Below are 16,724 nucleotides of genomic sequence, written 5' to 3' on the forward strand. Positions count from 1 at the left end.
CCCAATTCCCCCAATACGTCCACCAGAGTGGAGTGCTAAACATCAACGTTAAATAAATCGCCGTTGAAAAGCGCAAGAATAACAGAGTTATTGATGAATGGTTAAGATCCGCTGTGCTGAAATTAGTACCAGGGTATCAATCGGATTTATATTATGAGTCAACTAACTGAAAGCACTTTTCTTTCCACCAAACCCGTCACCAGCTTTGGTCTTTTTTACAGCCTGAGCAGCGGTCATTTACGTCCCGCACATTGCTGGGATAAGCGGAGCTTTCGTCGTAAGTTTATCTGGCGCTCACTCTTGATACCTCGCCTCACCCAGGAATGGATGACAGAACTGTCCCAATGGCCGGATCTTGAAAACCTGCTATCCCACCAACCCCGATTGCCGGTGCGTTTGCATCGTCCTTACCTTGCCGCAAACTTCACCCGTAAAATGCGTTTAGACGCGGTGCGTTTTCATTATAATGTTATCCGCCATGCATTTTTACCCGCAGAATTTAACGCCTTATTAAGCAATGACGGCTTACAACTGGCGCAAATTGAAGGCAAAGATGGCGATATATTTACCGTAACCATGATGATGTTCCCGGTGCTGGATAAAGAGGGAGAGAGCACTATTCAGGTGCAAAATGGCGACGGCGACGTACTGACTAAAATGACGTTTACGTTCTGCGAATATAATGGCAAAAGTACATTATTTATTGGCGGTGTGCAGGGCAATGCGCAACTTCCTCACGAAGCAATCCAAAAAGCGACCAAGTCCTGTCACGGGATATTCCCAAAACGTATTGTAATGGAAGCCATTTGCCGGTTAGCAGAGCGATTGAATATCGATAATGTTATGGCAGTCAGCAATGAACAGCATATCTTTCGCAGCCAACGCTACCACGATAAAAATAAGGTAATTCATTCCGACTACAACGCATTTTGGGAATCGGTTGGCGGCGAGTGCGACAGACACGGGTACTATCATATTCCGCGCACGCTGGCGCGAAAAAGCGAGGCGGATATTGCCAGCAAAAAACGCGCAGAATACCGCCGCCGCTATCAGCTACTGGACAGCATCCATTCGCAGCTGTCGTCGATGTTTCACCACTAATCCGCTCTGCCGCGTGCCAGCCACAGCACGCGGGAAAACATTTTTCGCAGCAGCGTTGGCACTGCGTCAACGCCGCGCCGCCCGGCTTCCATCGCTACCTCAATGGCTAAATCCGGTTTTGACGAACGATGTATCGCCTTGGAGATAATTTTGCGCATATTCATGGGCACGTTCTCCGGGATTTGCGCCACCCGGTGAAAGACGTCAGCAAACCCCTGGCGATACATAAAGTGTTCCATATCCAGCGCGGGGAGCATGGTCAAATGCTCACGCTCTTCCTCTCTGTCGTCATTCAATAAGCTACGTACCGTGGCCGCATACTTTTTCCCGGCTTCATCACCATCGACCAGCACATGCCACTCGATACCCATCCGGCGGGCGAATTTAACCAGCGGCTTAAGGCCGGACTGGGCGAATTCAATAACTTTAATCCCTTCTGCATCAAAGTGATGTCCGCACTGACGGGCCAGTTCGTTAATAACCCAGGTTTCCGTTTCGCCTTCTACCAGCAACCAGCAGCGGGCAAACAACGATGACGCACGATTAAAACGAATATGAAATGCGATTCGCCGACCATCTTCTGCACTGATCCCACCCGGCCCCAGCCGCCAGGCGGCGACGCGGGATGATTCACGAACCAGACGAACAACATGTTCCACGGGCGTAAGGGACAACAGCTCACCGGAATTGGTTGTCGCCACTCGCTGCAGAGGCAGTAAATTCAACAAGTGCCAGGCCACCGACAGCATGATGGGATGTAAACGCGTTTCCGGATCTTCCACCAGCAATAAAGGTCGGGCGTCTTTATCCAGCCTCAGCGTGCCTTTGGCCTGCAACAGGGTCGAAAACAGGCCCAACAGAATAACCCGGTGCGTACGTCCGCCGGGTTTATCAATCATGCGGTTAATAATGTCCAGATAGCGCCAGCTCCGTTGTTCGTTATTGGAGCGACGGCGCATCAGACGGTAGCGGGACTGGCCAGCCCCTTGCTCGGAAAAATAGTGCTCCAACAACTGCACCATGGCCGATAACCCCTGGCGGATCTGTCCGTCGGTCAGGTTTTGCGGTCGGGTAGCCAGCTCACGCGCCAGAAAATCCAGTTGGCGGGCGGTGACTTCGACGTCCGCCGAATCCGGCACGGTACCGTTGCGGATCCGGCGCATAAATCGCGCGTCGCGCAGACGCAGTACCGGCATCAGGCGCACAAGATGCCGCGCCTGATCGTTAATGTCATCGAGAGGTAATGGATGGCCGTCGCCGTCAAGAAAACTGCGCAAGGTCAGAACGCTACCGTCATCCGCACACTCGCCTTCCAGACGATAAAAAATGCGGTGATAGCCATCCTGGCACGGCGTCCAGCTGGCTTCCAGAGGGCGATAGCGACGTACCCGGTGACGCCCCGGCTGGGATTCACGAAACGTCAGGATAATGTGCAGGTGGTGTTCCCGGCCCTGTATGTCGCCCGGCGGGAACCAGAAATCCTCGCGGACAAAATGATACAAGTCTGGCTCCGGCGACAGCAGCAGGGTTAAGGCATCCAGCAGACTGGATTTACCCCACGCGTTCTCCCCAATCAGCACGTTGCTCTGCTCCAGCATCAACGACAGACGGTTAATACCACGAAATCCAACAATCTCAACGCGTTCGAGAATCATATAGCCTCCGGAAATGCTAACTTTTTCCTTCAAGTTATCAGGAGTATAACGGCAAGCGGGTTCTCAGGACACCCGATATCAATCTGGCGTGAATCGCAAAAGCAAAAAAAATAAGAATATTCTTCTTATGTTTTCTCCTGAATATAATTTCAGAACTTAATCATCGTCCTTTCGCTAATTGGACTATGCTTCATTCACCCAAGATTCAAAAAGGAATCGCAACATATTGCCTTAAATCAAATTTTTTCATCAATTTAACTGGCGAAGGGATGATATTTTTTTCTAAAATACCCGCTCTTTCATCATCGTCCCTTTTAGCGATGAATTACCGGGCAAGGAATACGAACCCGGAACTTTTAATTGAGGTGGTTATGTTCAGGAAATTAGCAGCTGAATTCTTCGGTACGTTTTGGCTCGTTTTTGGTGGGTGCGGTAGTGCAGTGCTGGCAGCCGCATTCCCGGAATTGGGAATTGGATTTGCCGGTGTCGCGCTGGCATTCGGCCTGACCGTATTAACCATGGCATTCGCCGTGGGTCATATTTCAGGTGGGCATTTTAACCCGGCGGTAACCTTCGGTTTATGGGCTGGCGGTCGTTTCCCGGCAAAAGATGTTATTGGTTACGTTATTGCTCAGGTTGTAGGCGGTATTGTTGCAGCAGCGGCACTGTATCTTATTGCCAGCGGTAAAGCGGGTTTTGATGCAACGGCCAGTGGTTTTGCATCAAACGGCTTTGGTGAACATTCACCAGGCGGTTATTCCATGCTTTCTGCCGTCGTCATTGAAATTATTCTGACCGCAGGCTTCTTATTAGTGATCCACGGCGCGACCGATAAACATGCTCCGGCAGGTTTTGCACCTATCGCAATTGGTCTGGCGTTAACTCTGATCCACTTGATTAGTATTCCAGTCACCAACACCTCCGTAAACCCGGCACGTAGTACCGCAGTAGCCATTTTCCAGGGCGGCTGGGCATTGCAACAATTGTGGTTCTTCTGGGTTATGCCGATTATCGGTGGGGTACTCGGCGGCCTTATTTACCGCACTCTGCTGGAAAAACGCGATTAATCGCTAACAAAAAAGGCCTGGCGCAAGTCAGGTCTTTTTTATCCTCTCTATATTTCCTTTTATTTGCAACTTTACTCCCCTCTTTGCTTTGAGTAGTGTGTGCTAGCGCATTTCGTCTTACTTCTCAGCAAGGATCTGGTTTTCATGTTTTCAGGGCTGTTAATCATTCTGGTTCCCCTTATTGTGGGCTACCTTATTCCGCTCCGGCACAGGACTGCATTACAACTTATCAATCGCCTGTTGAGCTGGATCGTCTACCTTATTCTCTTTTTTATGGGTATTAGCCTGGCGTTTCTGGATAATCTCGCCAGCAACCTGTTAGCTATTCTTCATTATTCTGCGGTCAGCGTGACGGTCATTATACTGTGTAATATTGCGGCGCTGTTCTGGCTGGAGCGTTCGCTGCCCTGGAGACACAACCACAAGCAAGAAAAACTCCCCTCGCGAATTGCAATGGCGCTTGAGTCGCTCCAGCTTTGCGGCGTCGTCGTCATCGGTTTCCTGCTCGGCCTCACTGGGCTTCCCATTCTGCAGCATGCCACCGAAGCCAGCGAATATACGTTAATCTTTTTACTGTTCCTGGTGGGGATCCAACTGCGCAACAGCGGTATGACCTTAAAGCAAATTGTACTGAACCGTCGGGGGATGATCGTAGCCGTCGTCGTCGTCGCCAGTTCGATGCTGGCGGGGGTTATCAATGCATTTATCCTCGGTCTGCCGCTGAAAACCGCGCTGGCGATGGCATCAGGTTTTGGCTGGTATTCCCTGTCCGGTATTCTGTTGACCGAATCGTTCGGACCCGTAATTGGTAGCGCCGCCTTCTTTAACGACCTGGCCCGTGAACTGATCGCCATTATGTTGATTCCAGGAATGGTGGGCCGCAGCCGCTCTACCGCGCTGGGATTATGCGGCGCGACATCAATGGATTTCACCCTGCCCGTTTTACAACGCAGCGGCGGCTTGGAAATGGTCCCGGCAGCCATCGTCCACGGCTTTATTTTGAGTCTGTTAGTGCCTCTGCTGATGGCGTTTTTCTCCGCCTGACGCTCGGGCAAATACCTCTCTGGCGGTAGTCAGCTACCGCCAAAATTGCGCTAAATCAATCTCCCTGCAAGTAGTAGCAGAAATCCCTTTTATCCCTACGCGCACAGGCATAATCTTAAACATGTATATTAAATATAACTTTAAAAGGTGTGACCATGTTTTGTGTGCAATGTGAACAAACCATCCGTACTCCGGCAGGAAACGGCTGCTCTTACGCGCAGGGTATGTGCGGTAAAACGGCTGAAACCTCCGATTTGCAGGATCTGCTGATTGCTTCCCTACAAGGTCTGTCTGCATGGGCTGTTAAAGCACGTGAATACGGCATCATCGACCATGAGGTTGATAACTTTGCGCCGCGTGCGTTCTTCTCCACGCTGACTAACGTAAACTTCGATTCCCCGCGTATTGTTGGCTATGCCCGTGAAGCTATCGCCATGCGCGACGCCCTGAAAGCACAATGCCTAGCTAAAGACGCTAACGCCACCGTCGATAACCCGATGGCCGATCTGCAACTGGTCAGCGACGATCTGGGCGACCTGCAACGTCAGGCCGCTGAATTCACCCCGAATAAAGACAAAGCGACCATCGGCGATAATATCCTCGGCCTGCGTCTGCTGTGTCTGTACGGCCTGAAAGGTGCGGCAGCTTACATGGAGCACGCCCACGTTCTTGGTCAGTACGACAACGATATCTATGCTCAGTACCACAAAATCATGGCGTGGCTGGGTACCTGGCCTTCCGATATGAACGCTCTGCTGGAGTGTTCAATGGAAATCGGCCAGATGAACTTCAAAGTGATGAGCATTCTGGACGCCGGTGAAACCACTAAATACGGTCACCCGACCCCGACTCAGGTCAACGTAAAAGCAACCGAAGGTAAGTGCATCCTGATCTCCGGTCACGACCTGAAAGATCTCTACAACCTGCTTGAGCAGACTGAAGGCACCGGTGTTAACGTTTATACCCACGGCGAAATGCTGCCAGCACACGGCTATCCGGAACTGCGTAAGTTCAAACACCTAATCGGTAACTACGGCAGCGGCTGGCAGAACCAGCAGGTTGAATTCGCCCGCTTCCCTGGCCCAATCGTGATGACCTCTAACTGCATCATCGACCCAACCGTTGGCGCCTACGACGACCGTATCTGGACCCGTAGCATCGTCGGCTGGCCGGGCGTGAGCCACCTTGAAGGTGACGATTTCGGTCCGGTTATCGCACAGGCGCAGCAGATGGCTGGCTTCCCGTACAGTGAAATTCCGCACCTGATCACCGTAGGTTTCGGTCGTCAGACCCTGCTGGGCGCTGCTGATACCCTGATCGACCTGGTGAGCCGTGAAAAACTGCGTCACATCTTCCTGGTTGGCGGTTGTGACGGCGCACGTGGTGAACGTAACTACTTCACCGACTTCGCCACCAGCGTGCCGGATGACTGCCTGATCTTGACCCTTGCTTGCGGTAAATACCGTTTCAACAAACTGGAATTCGGCGATATCGAAGGTCTGCCGCGTCTGGTCGATGCCGGTCAGTGTAACGATGCCTACTCTGCCATTATCCTGGCGGTAACCCTGGCTGAGAAACTGGGCTGTGGCGTGAACGATCTGCCGCTGTCTCTGGTACTCTCCTGGTTCGAACAGAAAGCGATTGTTATTCTGCTGACCCTGCTGTCTCTGGGCGTGAAAAACATCGTAACTGGCCCGACTGCGCCTGGTTTCTTCACACCGGATCTGCTGGCAGTTCTCAACGAGAAATTTGGTCTGCGTTCCGTGACCACCGTTGAAGAAGACATGAAGCAACTGCTGAGCGCGTAAGGAGTAAAGAATGACAATGCCAACTCATCAGTGCCCATGGCGGATGCAGGTTCACCACATCCATCAGGAAACGCCGGATGTATGGACAATTTCGTTGCTGTGCCACGATTATTATCCTTACCGCGCCGGGCAGTATGCACTGGTCAGCGTACGTAATTCAGCGGATACGCTGCGTGCTTACACCATTTCCTCAACGCCGGGCGTTAGCGAGTACATTACGTTGACCATCCGCCGGATTGACGATGGTGCAGGTTCACAGTGGCTAACCCGCGACGTGAAGCGCGGCGACTATATCTGGCTGTCCGATGCCATGGGTGAGTTCACCTGTGAAGATAAAGCGGAAGACAAGTTCCTGATGCTGGCCGCAGGCTGTGGTGTTACGCCAATCATGTCAATGCGTCGCTGGTTGGCAAAGTACCGCCCGCAAGCGGATGTACAGGTAATCTTTAACGTTCGCTCGCCGCAAGATGTCATTTTTGCCGACGAGTGGCGTGAATATCCGGTGACATTAGTTGCTGAAAACAATGCCACCGAAGGTTTTGTTTCCGGCCGACTGACTACCGAACTGCTGAAAAGCGTACCGGATCTGACCTCGCGTACCGTGATGACCTGTGGCCCGGCACCGTATATGGATCTGGTCGAGAAAGAAGTCAAAGCACTGGGTGTGACGCGCTTCTTTAAAGAGCAGTTCTTCACACCTGTTGCCGAAGCCGCCACCAGTGGTCTGAAGTTTACTAAGCTACAGCCGGCGAAAGAGTTCTATGCGCCGGTGGGCAGTACGCTGCTGGAAGCGCTGGAAAGCAACAAGGTTCCGGTTGTCGCCGCATGCCGTGCAGGCGTTTGCGGCTGCTGCAAAACCAAAGTGGTTGACGGTAACTACACGGTCAGCAGCACCATGACGCTGACCGACGCAGAAATCGCTGAAGGTTATGTGCTGGCCTGTTCCTGCCATCCGCAGGGTGATTTAGTGCTGGCGTAATTGGCCGGTATCTGATGTGCAAAAGGCTGCCTGGCTGTACCGGGTGGCCTTTTTTTATGCTCTCAGGCGCTGCAAAATTCTGATATTTTCACTCTCCCCGGCAAAATACCTCCTTCCCCCGTAAATTATCGACCACACTTACACTTCGCAGATTAAGCATAATCCAGGACTACCACGTCGAACTTTCTACAAGGATCCCCATGAAAAAAGTGGCCATTGTCGGCGTCGGTCCCACCGGCATTTATACGTTTCATGCCCTGGTTGAGCGCGGTGAACCGCTGGAAATAGAGCTTTATGAGCAAGCTGAACAGGCGGGCGTTGGCATGCCTTATAACAGCGACAACAACGCAGACTTCATGCTGGCAAATATAGCCAGCATAGAGATCCCACCGATTTATATCAGTTATCTGACGTGGCTACAGAATCAAAGTGATGACTATCTGGCGCAGTTTCGGATTGAACGTAATTCTTTGCATGAACGGCAATTTTTGCCCCGCGTGATCCTCGGTGACTATTATCGCGATCGTTTATTCGCTATCGTCGAGAAAGCGCGAGGCTCAGGCTTCGCGATTAGCATAAACGAATCAAGCGAAGTCACCGACCTGCGCGCAAACCCGAATGGGGTCTCTCTGTGGATCAATCATGCTTCACAGCCTGTCGAGGTGGACTTCGCCGCTATCGCCACCGGCCATCTGTGGCCTGAAACGGATGTACAGACACGGAAGTTTTTTCCCAGCCCGTGGACAGGTCTAATGGACGTCCAGATTAGCGCTTGCCGGGTAGGAATTCTCGGCACCTCACTCAGCGCGATTGACGCAGCGATGGCCGTGGCCTGCCAACACGGTGCCTTCACCACCGGGGCTGATAACGCACTCCAGTTTATCTGTAAATCCGACAGCCAAAGCCTGAAGCTGACCCTAATGTCGCGCAGCGGTGTGCTGCCTGAAGCGGATTTTTACTGCCCTCTGCCCTGTGAATCGTTGAACATCGCAACGCCTGAAGCAATTGAAGACGTCATTGTCCATGGGCAAAAAGGATTACTGGACCGCATTTTCCGGATTATTGTACAACAACTGCAAGATGCAGCCCCGCAATGGAGCCAAGAGATAGCACTTGAGACGCTCAACGCCGATACATTCCCCGAGGCCTACTTTGCCGACAGGCTTGAGCACGATCCTTTTGAATGGGCGAAGCGCAACCTGATTGAAGTTGAACGCAACAAACAGGAACAGCGTACCGTCGCGTGGCGCTATACACTGCTGCGGCTACACGAGGTAATCGAAGAGATCGTCCCACATCTTGATCCGTCTGATGAAAAGCGCTTTAAGCGAGGACTGGCGCGCGTGTTTATCGACAATTATGCGGCAATCCCGTCTGAATCAGTCCGCCGACTGCTGGCGCTGCACGACGCCGGGCTGATTGAGATCCTCACACTTGGTGCGGATTATGAGCGTACGAATGAGCAGGAAATGACGGTAATTTACCACCACGGTCGACGCAGCGAATTCGATGTGTTTATTGACGCCCGAGGGCAACGGGCATTGCAGAGCAAAGATATCCCTTTCCCAACGCTACGCGATCAACTGCTGGCCTGTGGCGATGAGATCCCGGATATCGGCGAAGATTACACGCTGCAAGCGCCGGAAAACGCCCGCAATCGCATCGCTTTTGGCGGGCTGCCGTGGTTGATGCACGATCGTCCGTTTATTCAGGGACTGGTTGTCAGCGCTGAAATAGGCGCCGCGATGGCAAGGGCATTGACGCAGCGAGCGCTGAGACGTCGGCACAAACTATGGAACAGTGATGACATATAGATTAGCGACAGATTGAACGACGAGGCGGGCAAACCGTCAGCGCACCCCCGCCTCGGTATTGACTCTCAAATGGTAACTATCGCCAGGCAGAATTTCCTGCAACGGAGTAACGCCCCGCCCCCAAAAACGCCACGGCCAGCGCGCCGATGAAGAAATACACCAGACTTTCAATCGCCCATGCACCGGTTTTATCCAGTGTCCAGGTTTCGCCCATCCCGACCATCAGCCATGCCACAACCATCGTAAACGCCAGCCCCAACGCCGCAGGACGCGTCAGGATGCCTAGAATAATCAGACACGGCGCTACAACCTCTCCCAGCAGAACGCCGTACGCAATAAAGCCCGGGAAACCTTTCGCTATCAACATGCCGCTGATGCCATCAATACCAGCAAACAGTTTATGCAGCCCATGAAACAGCATCAGCCCACCGACGGCAAGGCGTAACAAAAACTTGCCAAAATCTTCGTGAGTCAGTACCCGGTTAACTGAATTTAATAGTTTTATAACCATTTGAATTTATTCCTTGTTTCACCATGTCCAATAACAAACTACGCTTAATACAGGTTAAATGAAACCTGCCGGAAATAAGGGGGAAATGAGAAGCATAACGATTATCTTCATCTAAACTTGTAACCGGTATCACATTAGAGGAGAAGGAAAACCATGAAACAAACGGTTGCCGCTTTTATTGCTAAAACACTCGAACAGGCTGGCGTAAAACGCATTTGGGGTGTAACGGGTGACTCGCTAAATGGTCTGAGTGATAGTCTGAATCGTATGGGAACAATTGACTGGATGCCAACCCGTCATGAAGAGGTTGCGGCCTTCGCCGCGGGCGCTGAAGCGCAGTTGACGGGCGAGCTGGCCGTCTGCGCAGGCTCGTGTGGGCCTGGCAACCTGCACCTGATTAACGGCCTGTTTGATTGCCACCGCAACCACGTTCCGGTGCTGGCAATCGCCGCGCATATTCCATCCAGTGAAATAGGCAGCGGTTATTTTCAGGAGACCCACCCGCAAGAGTTGTTCCGTGAATGTAGCCACTATTGCGAGCTGGTCTCCAGCCCTGAGCAGATCCCCCAGGTGCTGGCTATAGCTATGCGTAAAGCGGTGCTCAACCGTGGCGTCTCCGTGGTGGTATTACCCGGCGACGTGGCGCTGAAGCCCGCCCCTGAAAGCGCCACCACGCACTGGTATCATGCGCCGCTCCCGGTAGTCACCCCGGAAGAGGAAGAGCTGAGAAAACTGGCGCAACTGCTGCGCTACTCCAGCAACATCGCCCTGATGTGCGGCAGCGGCTGCGCCGGTGCGCATAAAGAGCTGGTTGAGTTTGCGGCTAAAATCAAAGCCCCGATCGTGCACGCTCTGCGCGGGAAAGAGCATGTTGAGTACGATAACCCCTATGACGTGGGTATGACCGGGCTGATTGGCTTTTCATCCGGCTTCCATACCATGATGAATGCCGACACGCTGATCCTGCTCGGCACCCAGTTCCCCTATCGCCCGTTCTACCCCACCGACGCCAAAATTATTCAGATTGATATCAATCCGGCGAGTATTGGCGCGCACAGTAAAGTTGATATGGCGCTGGTAGGCGATATTAAATCCACGTTACGTGCCCTACTACCTCTGGTGGAAGAGAAAACCGAGCGGCAGTTCCTGGACAAAGCACTGGAGCACTACCGCGAGGCGCGCAAAGGGCTGGATGATTTAGCCAAACCCAGCGATAAAGCCATTCACCCGCAATATCTGGCGCAACAGATCAGCCACTTTGCCGCTGACGATGCCATCTTTACCTGCGACGTTGGCACGCCAACGGTGTGGGCAGCACGCTATCTGAAAATGAACGGCAAACGTCGCCTGCTCGGATCGTTTAACCACGGGTCGATGGCTAATGCCATGCCGCAGGCACTCGGCGCACAAGCGACCGAACCAGGACGTCAGGTTGTGGCAATGTGCGGTGACGGCGGCTTTAGCATGCTGATGGGCGATTTTCTGTCGGTGGTACAAATGAAGTTACCGGTGAAGATTATTGTCTTCAACAACAGCGTGCTGGGATTTGTGGCGATGGAGATGAAAGCTGGTGGTTATCTGACTGACGGCACCGAACTGCACGACACGAATTTCGCGCGGATTGCCGAGGCCTGTGGCATCACGGGCATTCGCGTGGAGAAATCTTCAGAGGTTGATGAGGCGCTGCAAAGGGCGATGTCAATTGACGGTCCGGTGCTGGTCGATGTGGTGGTGGCGAAAGAAGAGCTGGCGATCCCGCCGCAGATCAAGCTCGAACAAGCCAAAGGTTTTAGCCTGTATATGCTGCGCGCAATCATCAGCGGACGCGGTGATGAAGTGATCGAACTGGCGAAAACTAACTGGCTCAGGTAAAACAGAGGGCATTACCTCACTTAAAAAGGAATGCCCGTGATTGATTTACGCAGTGATACTGTCACCCGACCCAGTCGCGCCATGCTCGAAGAGATGATGGCCGCCCCGGTCGGGGACGACGTCTACGGTGATGATCCTACCGTTAATGCCCTCCAGCAATACGCGGCCGAGCTTTCTGGCAAAGAAGCCGCCATTTTCTTACCTACCGGCACTCAGGCGAACCTGGTTGCACTGCTCAGCCATTGTCAGCGCGGCGAAGAGTATATCGCCGGTCAGGGCGCGCATAACTATCTCTACGAAGCGGGTGGCGCAGCGGTGCTCGGCAGCATTCAACCGCAACCCATCGATGCCGCGCCGGATGGCTCCCTGCCGCTGGACAAAGTGGCAGCAAAAATCAAAGCAGACGATATCCATTTTGCCCGCACCCGTCTGCTCAGTCTGGAAAACACGCATAACGGAAAAGTGCTGCCGCGCGAGTATCTGAAAGAGGCCTGGGAATTCACCCGGGAGCGCAATCTTGCCCTGCACGTCGACGGCGCGCGTATTTTTAACGCCGTCGTCGCCTATGGCTGTGAGCTTAAAGATGTCACGCAATACTGCGACTCGTTCACCATTTGTCTTTCCAAAGGTCTGGGAACGCCGGTAGGCTCGCTGCTGGTCGGCAGCCACGAGTACATCAAGCGTGCCATTCGCTGGCGCAAAATGACCGGCGGCGGAATGCGCCAGGCGGGTATTTTGGCGGCGGCCGGACTGTATGCGCTGAAAAATAACGTGGCGCGTTTGCAGGAAGACCATGACAACGCCGCCTGGATGGCGGAGCAACTGCGCGAAGCAGGGGCGGACGTCATGCGCCACGACACCAACATGCTGTTTGTGCGCGTTGGCGAAGAGCACGCGGCCGCGCTGGGTGAATATATGAAAGCGCAGGGTGTGCTGATTAACGCCTCCCCGATTGTGCGCCTGGTGATGCATCTTGACGTATCACGTGAACAACTTGCTGAAGTCGTCGCCCACTGGCGCACTTTTTTAACCCAATAAGGAGATGGGCGTGCCGCAACGGATTTTGGTTCTTGGCGCCAGTGGCTACATTGGTCAGCATTTGGTACAGGCGCTCAGTCAGCAAGGGCATCAGGTGTTGGCTGCGGCACGTCGCATTGAACGACTGGAAAAGCAGCAACTGGCCAACGTCAGTTGCCATAAGGTCGATTTGAATTGGCCAGATAACCTCACCCCGCTACTGGTGGGTGTTGATACGGTTTATTACCTGGTCCATGGCATGGGTGAAGGCGGTGATTTTATCGCCCACGAACGTCAGGTGGCGATGAACGTCCGCGATGCACTGCGTAATACAGCGGTCAAACAGCTTATTTTCCTGAGCTCATTACAGGCTCCCCGGCATGAACAATCCGATCATCTGCGTGCGCGACAGATAACCGCAGATACTCTGCGTGAATCAGGCGTGCCAATGACGGAATTGCGCGCGGGCATTATCGTGGGGGCAGGTTCCGCTGCCTTTGAAGTGATGCGCGACATGGTCTACAACCTGCCGGTACTCACCCCTCCGCGCTGGGTGCGCTCACGTACCACACCCATCGCGCTGGAGAATTTGATGTACTACCTGGTGGCGTTGTTGGATCATCCCACGCAACATCACCGCGTACTCGAAGCAGCCGGCCCGCAGGTGTTGAGCTATCAGGAACAGTTCGAGCATTTTATGGCGGTCAGCGGTAAACATCGCCTGCTCATCCCCATCCCCTTCCCTACCCGCTGGATTTCGGTCTGGTTTTTAAACGTCATTACGTCAGTGCCGCCAACCACGGCCAAGGCGCTGATCCAGGGCTTAAAACACGACCTGCTGGCCGATGACACCAAACTACGTGCGCTGATCCCGCAAAAGCTGATTGCCTTTGATGATGCGGTGCGCAGTACGTTGAAGGAAGAAGAAAAGCTGGTCAACTCCAGCGACTGGGGTTACGACGCACAGGCGTTTGCCCGCTGGCGTCCAGAATATGGCTATTTCGCCAAACAAGCTGGCTTTAGCGTTGAAACCGCCGCCAGCAAAAAAGCACTGTGGCAGGTAGTGAATCGACTCGGCGGCAAAGAAGGCTATTTCTTTGGCAATATTCTATGGAAGACGCGCGCGGCCTTGGACCTGCTGGTCGGCCATAAGCTGGCAAAAGGTCGTCCCGAACACCCACTATTGCAAGTTGGCGACACCGTTGATAGCTGGAAAGTCATCATCGTTGAGCCGGAGAAACAGCTGACGCTGCTGTTTGGGATGAAAGCACCGGGATTGGGTCGCCTGAGCTTCACACTGGAAGATAAAGGCGATCATCGACGCATTGATGTACGCGCCTGGTGGCATCCACACGGTATGCCTGGCCTCTTCTACTGGCTGTTGATGATCCCCGCCCACCTGTTCATTTTCAGGGGGATGGCGAAGCGTATAGCCAAACTTGCAGAACAAATCACAGACTAATGATAAAAAGAGCCTGTATTCTTTCATGTTTCCCATTGCATACAGGCGTATTTCACGGAAGAATGCGCACGACGTTTTTTAAACACAGTGGATTGATATGAAGGTACTGGTTACCGGAGCCACCAGCGGCTTGGGCCGAAACGCGGTTGAATTTTTATGCAGCAAAGGCGTCAGCGTCAGAGCCACCGGTCGCAACGAAGCGATGGGCAAGCTGCTGGAGAAAATGGGCGCAGAGTTTGTGCATGCGGATTTGACCGAGCTGGTTTCTTCGCAAGCAAAAGTGATGCTTGCCGGCATCGACACGCTGTGGCACTGCTCCAGTTTTACCTCACCGTGGGGAACTCAGGAAGCCTTCGATCTGGCCAACGTTCGCGCAACTCGTCGTCTGGGCGAGTGGGCCGTGGCCTGGGGTGTTCGCAACTTCATTCATATCTCCTCGCCGTCGCTCTATTTTGATTATCACCACCATCGCGATATCAAAGAGGACTTTCGCCCGCACCGCTTCGCCAATGAATTTGCCCGCAGCAAAGCAGCTGGCGAAGACGTGATTGCGTTGCTGGCGCAGGCCAACCCGCAGACGCGTTTTACGGTATTGCGTCCGCAAAGCCTGTTCGGACCACACGATAAGGTCTTTATCCCGCGCCTGGCCCATATGATGTACCACTATGGCAGCATCCTGTTGCCGCACGGCGGAAGTGCGCTGGTAGATATGACCTACTACGAAAATGCAGTGCACGCGATGTGGCTGGCAAGTCAGCAAGCCTGCGATAAGCTGCCGTCAGGTCGCGCGTACAACATTACCAACGGCGAGCATCGCACTCTGCGCAGCATTGTGCAGAAGCTCATCGACGAGCTGAATATTGATTGTCGGATCCGCTCCGTTCCTTACCCGATGCTGGACATGATTGCCCGCAGCATGGAGCGTTTAGGCAATAAATCGGCAAAAGAGCCAAAGCTGACGCATTACGGCGTCTCGAAGCTAAATTTTGATTTTACGCTGGATACTACCCGCGCTCAGGAAGAGTTGGGTTATCAGCCCATTGTGACGCTGGATGCAGGGATTGAACGTACCGCGGCCTGGCTGCGCGACCACGGTAAGCTGCCGCGTTAACCATTGCCGGATGGCGGCGCAAGCGCCTTATCCGGCCTACAAAATCCAGCCTAAATTAGCCGTAGGCCTGATAAGCGAAGCACCATCAGGCATTGGTATTCTGCGTTAACCCTGCCCGTATTTTTCCAGTAACGCTTCGGCAATCGCCTGAGTTTCTGCATCCGCCACGCCGTTCCACAGCGTCGGGCGGAAGTGCATCTGGAAGGCCATAATCACCCGCTGCTGTTCGCGCGGCGTCATATCAGATTTTATCTCATAGCCGTAACGCGACAGCAGATCGAGTAAAGATTCGGTTGCTACCGGCGTATGAGGCGCTCGCCCGGCAAGATAAAACGCTACGCGCTGAGTGTCCGGCCACGCGCCAATTCCCTGTTCGGCCAGCACTTTCCATGGGAAAAGCGGTCCAGGATCGTCCTTACGTTGCGGCGCGATGTCCGCATGGGCTACCACGTTCTGCGGTTTTATGTCGTAGCGGGCGATAATATCTTTCGCCAATGGGATCAGCGCCTGAATCTGCGCGGGCTCAAACGGCGCAAAATATTTTATCCCTGCCGATTTTTGCCAGCCGCGGTTTTCCAGCTCAATGCCAATTGAGGTATCGTTAATACGCGTAGCGCCACGCCAGAAGCTAATCCCCGCATGCCAGGCCAGATCTTTTTCCGGCACCAGTTGCCAGATACGCGGTTTGCCGTGGTAGAGCGGCGGCACAGCCGGGATCAAATAGTGCGAGCTGACGTTTTTATCGGTCAGCGTAGCCAGAGAAGAGTCAAAATCATCGGCCGTGTAATGGATAACCAGCACTTTAATGCGTGGATAAGCAGCCTGTGCCTGACGGCGGGTATCTAACTGATACCCGTCTTTGTCGACAATCCCTTTTTCGCCAGCACATCCCACCAGCAACAGCGTAAATGCCAGCAGACACAACAGACGCTTCATCGGCGAGTTTTCACCGCGGTACCGCTGACGCTCACCATCAGCATACTGCCGTCTTTGCCCACGGTTTCGTAATCAATATCAATACCGACCACCGCATCAGCACCCAGCGCTTTGGCCTGTTCGCCCAGCTCCTGGAAAGCAATTTCACGCGCTTTACGCAGCTCTTTTTCATACGCGCCGGAGCGACCGCCGACAATATCGCGAATGCCAGCGAAAAAATCGCGGAAAATATTCGCACCTAAAATGGCTTCGCCAGTCACAACACCGCAGTATTCCACGATGCTCTGCCCTTCCAGCGTAGGGGTAGTCGAAAACTGCATGGTTAATCTCCTTTTTGCGCTAAGAGC

At 53.4% G+C, this 16,724-nt stretch carries 14 protein-coding genes; 10 read left to right on the forward strand and 4 right to left on the reverse strand.

The features are described from left to right. Positions 1 to 153: 153 nt before the first annotated feature. Positions 154 to 1,101 carry a VirK/YbjX family protein gene (locus SK34_RS03190; RefSeq protein WP_016150622.1) on the forward strand — a complete coding sequence of 316 codons (948 nt, stop codon included), beginning with the start codon at positions 154 to 156 and terminating at the stop codon, positions 1,099 to 1,101. Here SK34_RS03190 and SK34_RS03195 read toward each other — a convergent pair. After that, positions 1,098 to 2,756, reverse strand: coding sequence for an ATP-dependent endonuclease (locus tag SK34_RS03195; RefSeq protein ID WP_003036822.1), 1,659 nt, complete (start codon positions 2,754 to 2,756; stop codon positions 1,098 to 1,100). The two genes, SK34_RS03190 and SK34_RS03195, sit on opposite strands and share 4 nt — an antisense overlap. A gap of 371 nt (positions 2,757 to 3,127) precedes the next feature. Here SK34_RS03195 and aqpZ point away from each other — a divergent pair, with 371 nt between their 5' ends. The 5 genes from aqpZ to SK34_RS03220 all read left to right on the forward strand — a co-directional run bounded on the left by aqpZ (position 3,128) and on the right by SK34_RS03220 (position 9,468). Continuing rightward, the gene (gene aqpZ / locus SK34_RS03200) at positions 3,128 to 3,823 is read left to right on the forward strand and encodes an aquaporin Z (RefSeq protein WP_003840208.1); all 696 of its coding nucleotides are present in this window, start codon (positions 3,128 to 3,130) and stop codon (positions 3,821 to 3,823) included. Positions 3,824 to 3,967: 144 nt separating this feature from the next. Next, on the forward strand, positions 3,968 to 4,867 hold the full coding sequence (locus tag SK34_RS03205; RefSeq protein WP_044701893.1) for a LysO family transporter: 900 nt from the start codon (positions 3,968 to 3,970) through the stop codon (positions 4,865 to 4,867). Between the two features lie 155 nt (positions 4,868 to 5,022). Beyond that, positions 5,023 to 6,675 (forward strand): hydroxylamine reductase, encoded by a 1,653-nt coding sequence (gene hcp / locus SK34_RS03210; protein WP_044701892.1) that lies wholly within the window; start codon positions 5,023 to 5,025, stop codon positions 6,673 to 6,675. A gap of 10 nt (positions 6,676 to 6,685) precedes the next feature. Beyond that, a complete protein-coding gene (hcr, locus tag SK34_RS03215) occupies positions 6,686 to 7,654 on the forward strand; it encodes an NADH oxidoreductase (RefSeq protein ID WP_003027256.1) in 969 nt (322 codons plus the stop codon). A gap of 200 nt (positions 7,655 to 7,854) precedes the next feature. Continuing rightward, entirely contained in the window at positions 7,855 to 9,468 is a 1,614-nt protein-coding gene (locus SK34_RS03220) for an FAD-NAD(P)-binding protein (RefSeq protein WP_048232353.1), read from the forward strand. 76 nt (positions 9,469 to 9,544) lie between these two features. Here SK34_RS03220 and SK34_RS03225 read toward each other — a convergent pair whose 3' ends face one another. Further along, entirely contained in the window at positions 9,545 to 9,979 is a 435-nt protein-coding gene (locus tag SK34_RS03225) for a DoxX family protein (RefSeq protein ID WP_003840198.1), read from the reverse strand. A 153-nt stretch (positions 9,980 to 10,132) separates the two neighbouring features. On the opposite strand from SK34_RS03225, the gene poxB reads away from it, so the two are divergent. The 4 genes from poxB to SK34_RS03245 all read left to right on the forward strand — a co-directional run bounded on the left by poxB (position 10,133) and on the right by SK34_RS03245 (position 15,441). Then, positions 10,133 to 11,851: a ubiquinone-dependent pyruvate dehydrogenase gene (gene poxB, locus SK34_RS03230; RefSeq protein ID WP_003027264.1), complete on the forward strand. Its 1,719-nt coding sequence runs from the start codon at positions 10,133 to 10,135 to the stop codon at positions 11,849 to 11,851. 36 nt (positions 11,852 to 11,887) lie between these two features. Next, complete coding sequence (gene ltaE, locus SK34_RS03235; RefSeq protein ID WP_044711367.1) at positions 11,888 to 12,889, forward strand: low-specificity L-threonine aldolase; 1,002 nt, start codon at positions 11,888 to 11,890, stop codon at positions 12,887 to 12,889. A gap of 10 nt (positions 12,890 to 12,899) precedes the next feature. Then, positions 12,900 to 14,330 carry an SDR family oxidoreductase gene (locus SK34_RS03240; protein WP_048217429.1) on the forward strand — a complete coding sequence of 477 codons (1,431 nt, stop codon included), beginning with the start codon at positions 12,900 to 12,902 and terminating at the stop codon, positions 14,328 to 14,330. Between the two features lie 97 nt (positions 14,331 to 14,427). Continuing rightward, the gene (locus tag SK34_RS03245; RefSeq protein WP_003840192.1) at positions 14,428 to 15,441 is read left to right on the forward strand and encodes an NAD-dependent epimerase/dehydratase family protein; all 1,014 of its coding nucleotides are present in this window, start codon (positions 14,428 to 14,430) and stop codon (positions 15,439 to 15,441) included. Between the two features lie 105 nt (positions 15,442 to 15,546). Here SK34_RS03245 and SK34_RS03250 read toward each other — a convergent pair whose 3' ends face one another. Together SK34_RS03250 and SK34_RS03255 are read right to left on the reverse strand one after the other, a co-directional pair. After that, the gene (locus SK34_RS03250) at positions 15,547 to 16,377 is read right to left on the reverse strand and encodes an N-acetylmuramoyl-L-alanine amidase (RefSeq protein WP_003027275.1); all 831 of its coding nucleotides are present in this window, start codon (positions 16,375 to 16,377) and stop codon (positions 15,547 to 15,549) included. Continuing rightward, a complete protein-coding gene (locus SK34_RS03255) occupies positions 16,374 to 16,697 on the reverse strand; it encodes a heavy metal-binding domain-containing protein (RefSeq protein ID WP_001160725.1) in 324 nt (107 codons plus the stop codon). Before SK34_RS03255 ends, SK34_RS03250 begins: the two co-directional genes overlap by 4 nt. Positions 16,698 to 16,724 lie beyond the last annotated feature (27 nt).

This window comes from Citrobacter sp. MGH104, from assembly GCF_001034485.1.
GTDB lineage: Bacteria > Pseudomonadota > Gammaproteobacteria > Enterobacterales > Enterobacteriaceae > Citrobacter > Citrobacter freundii.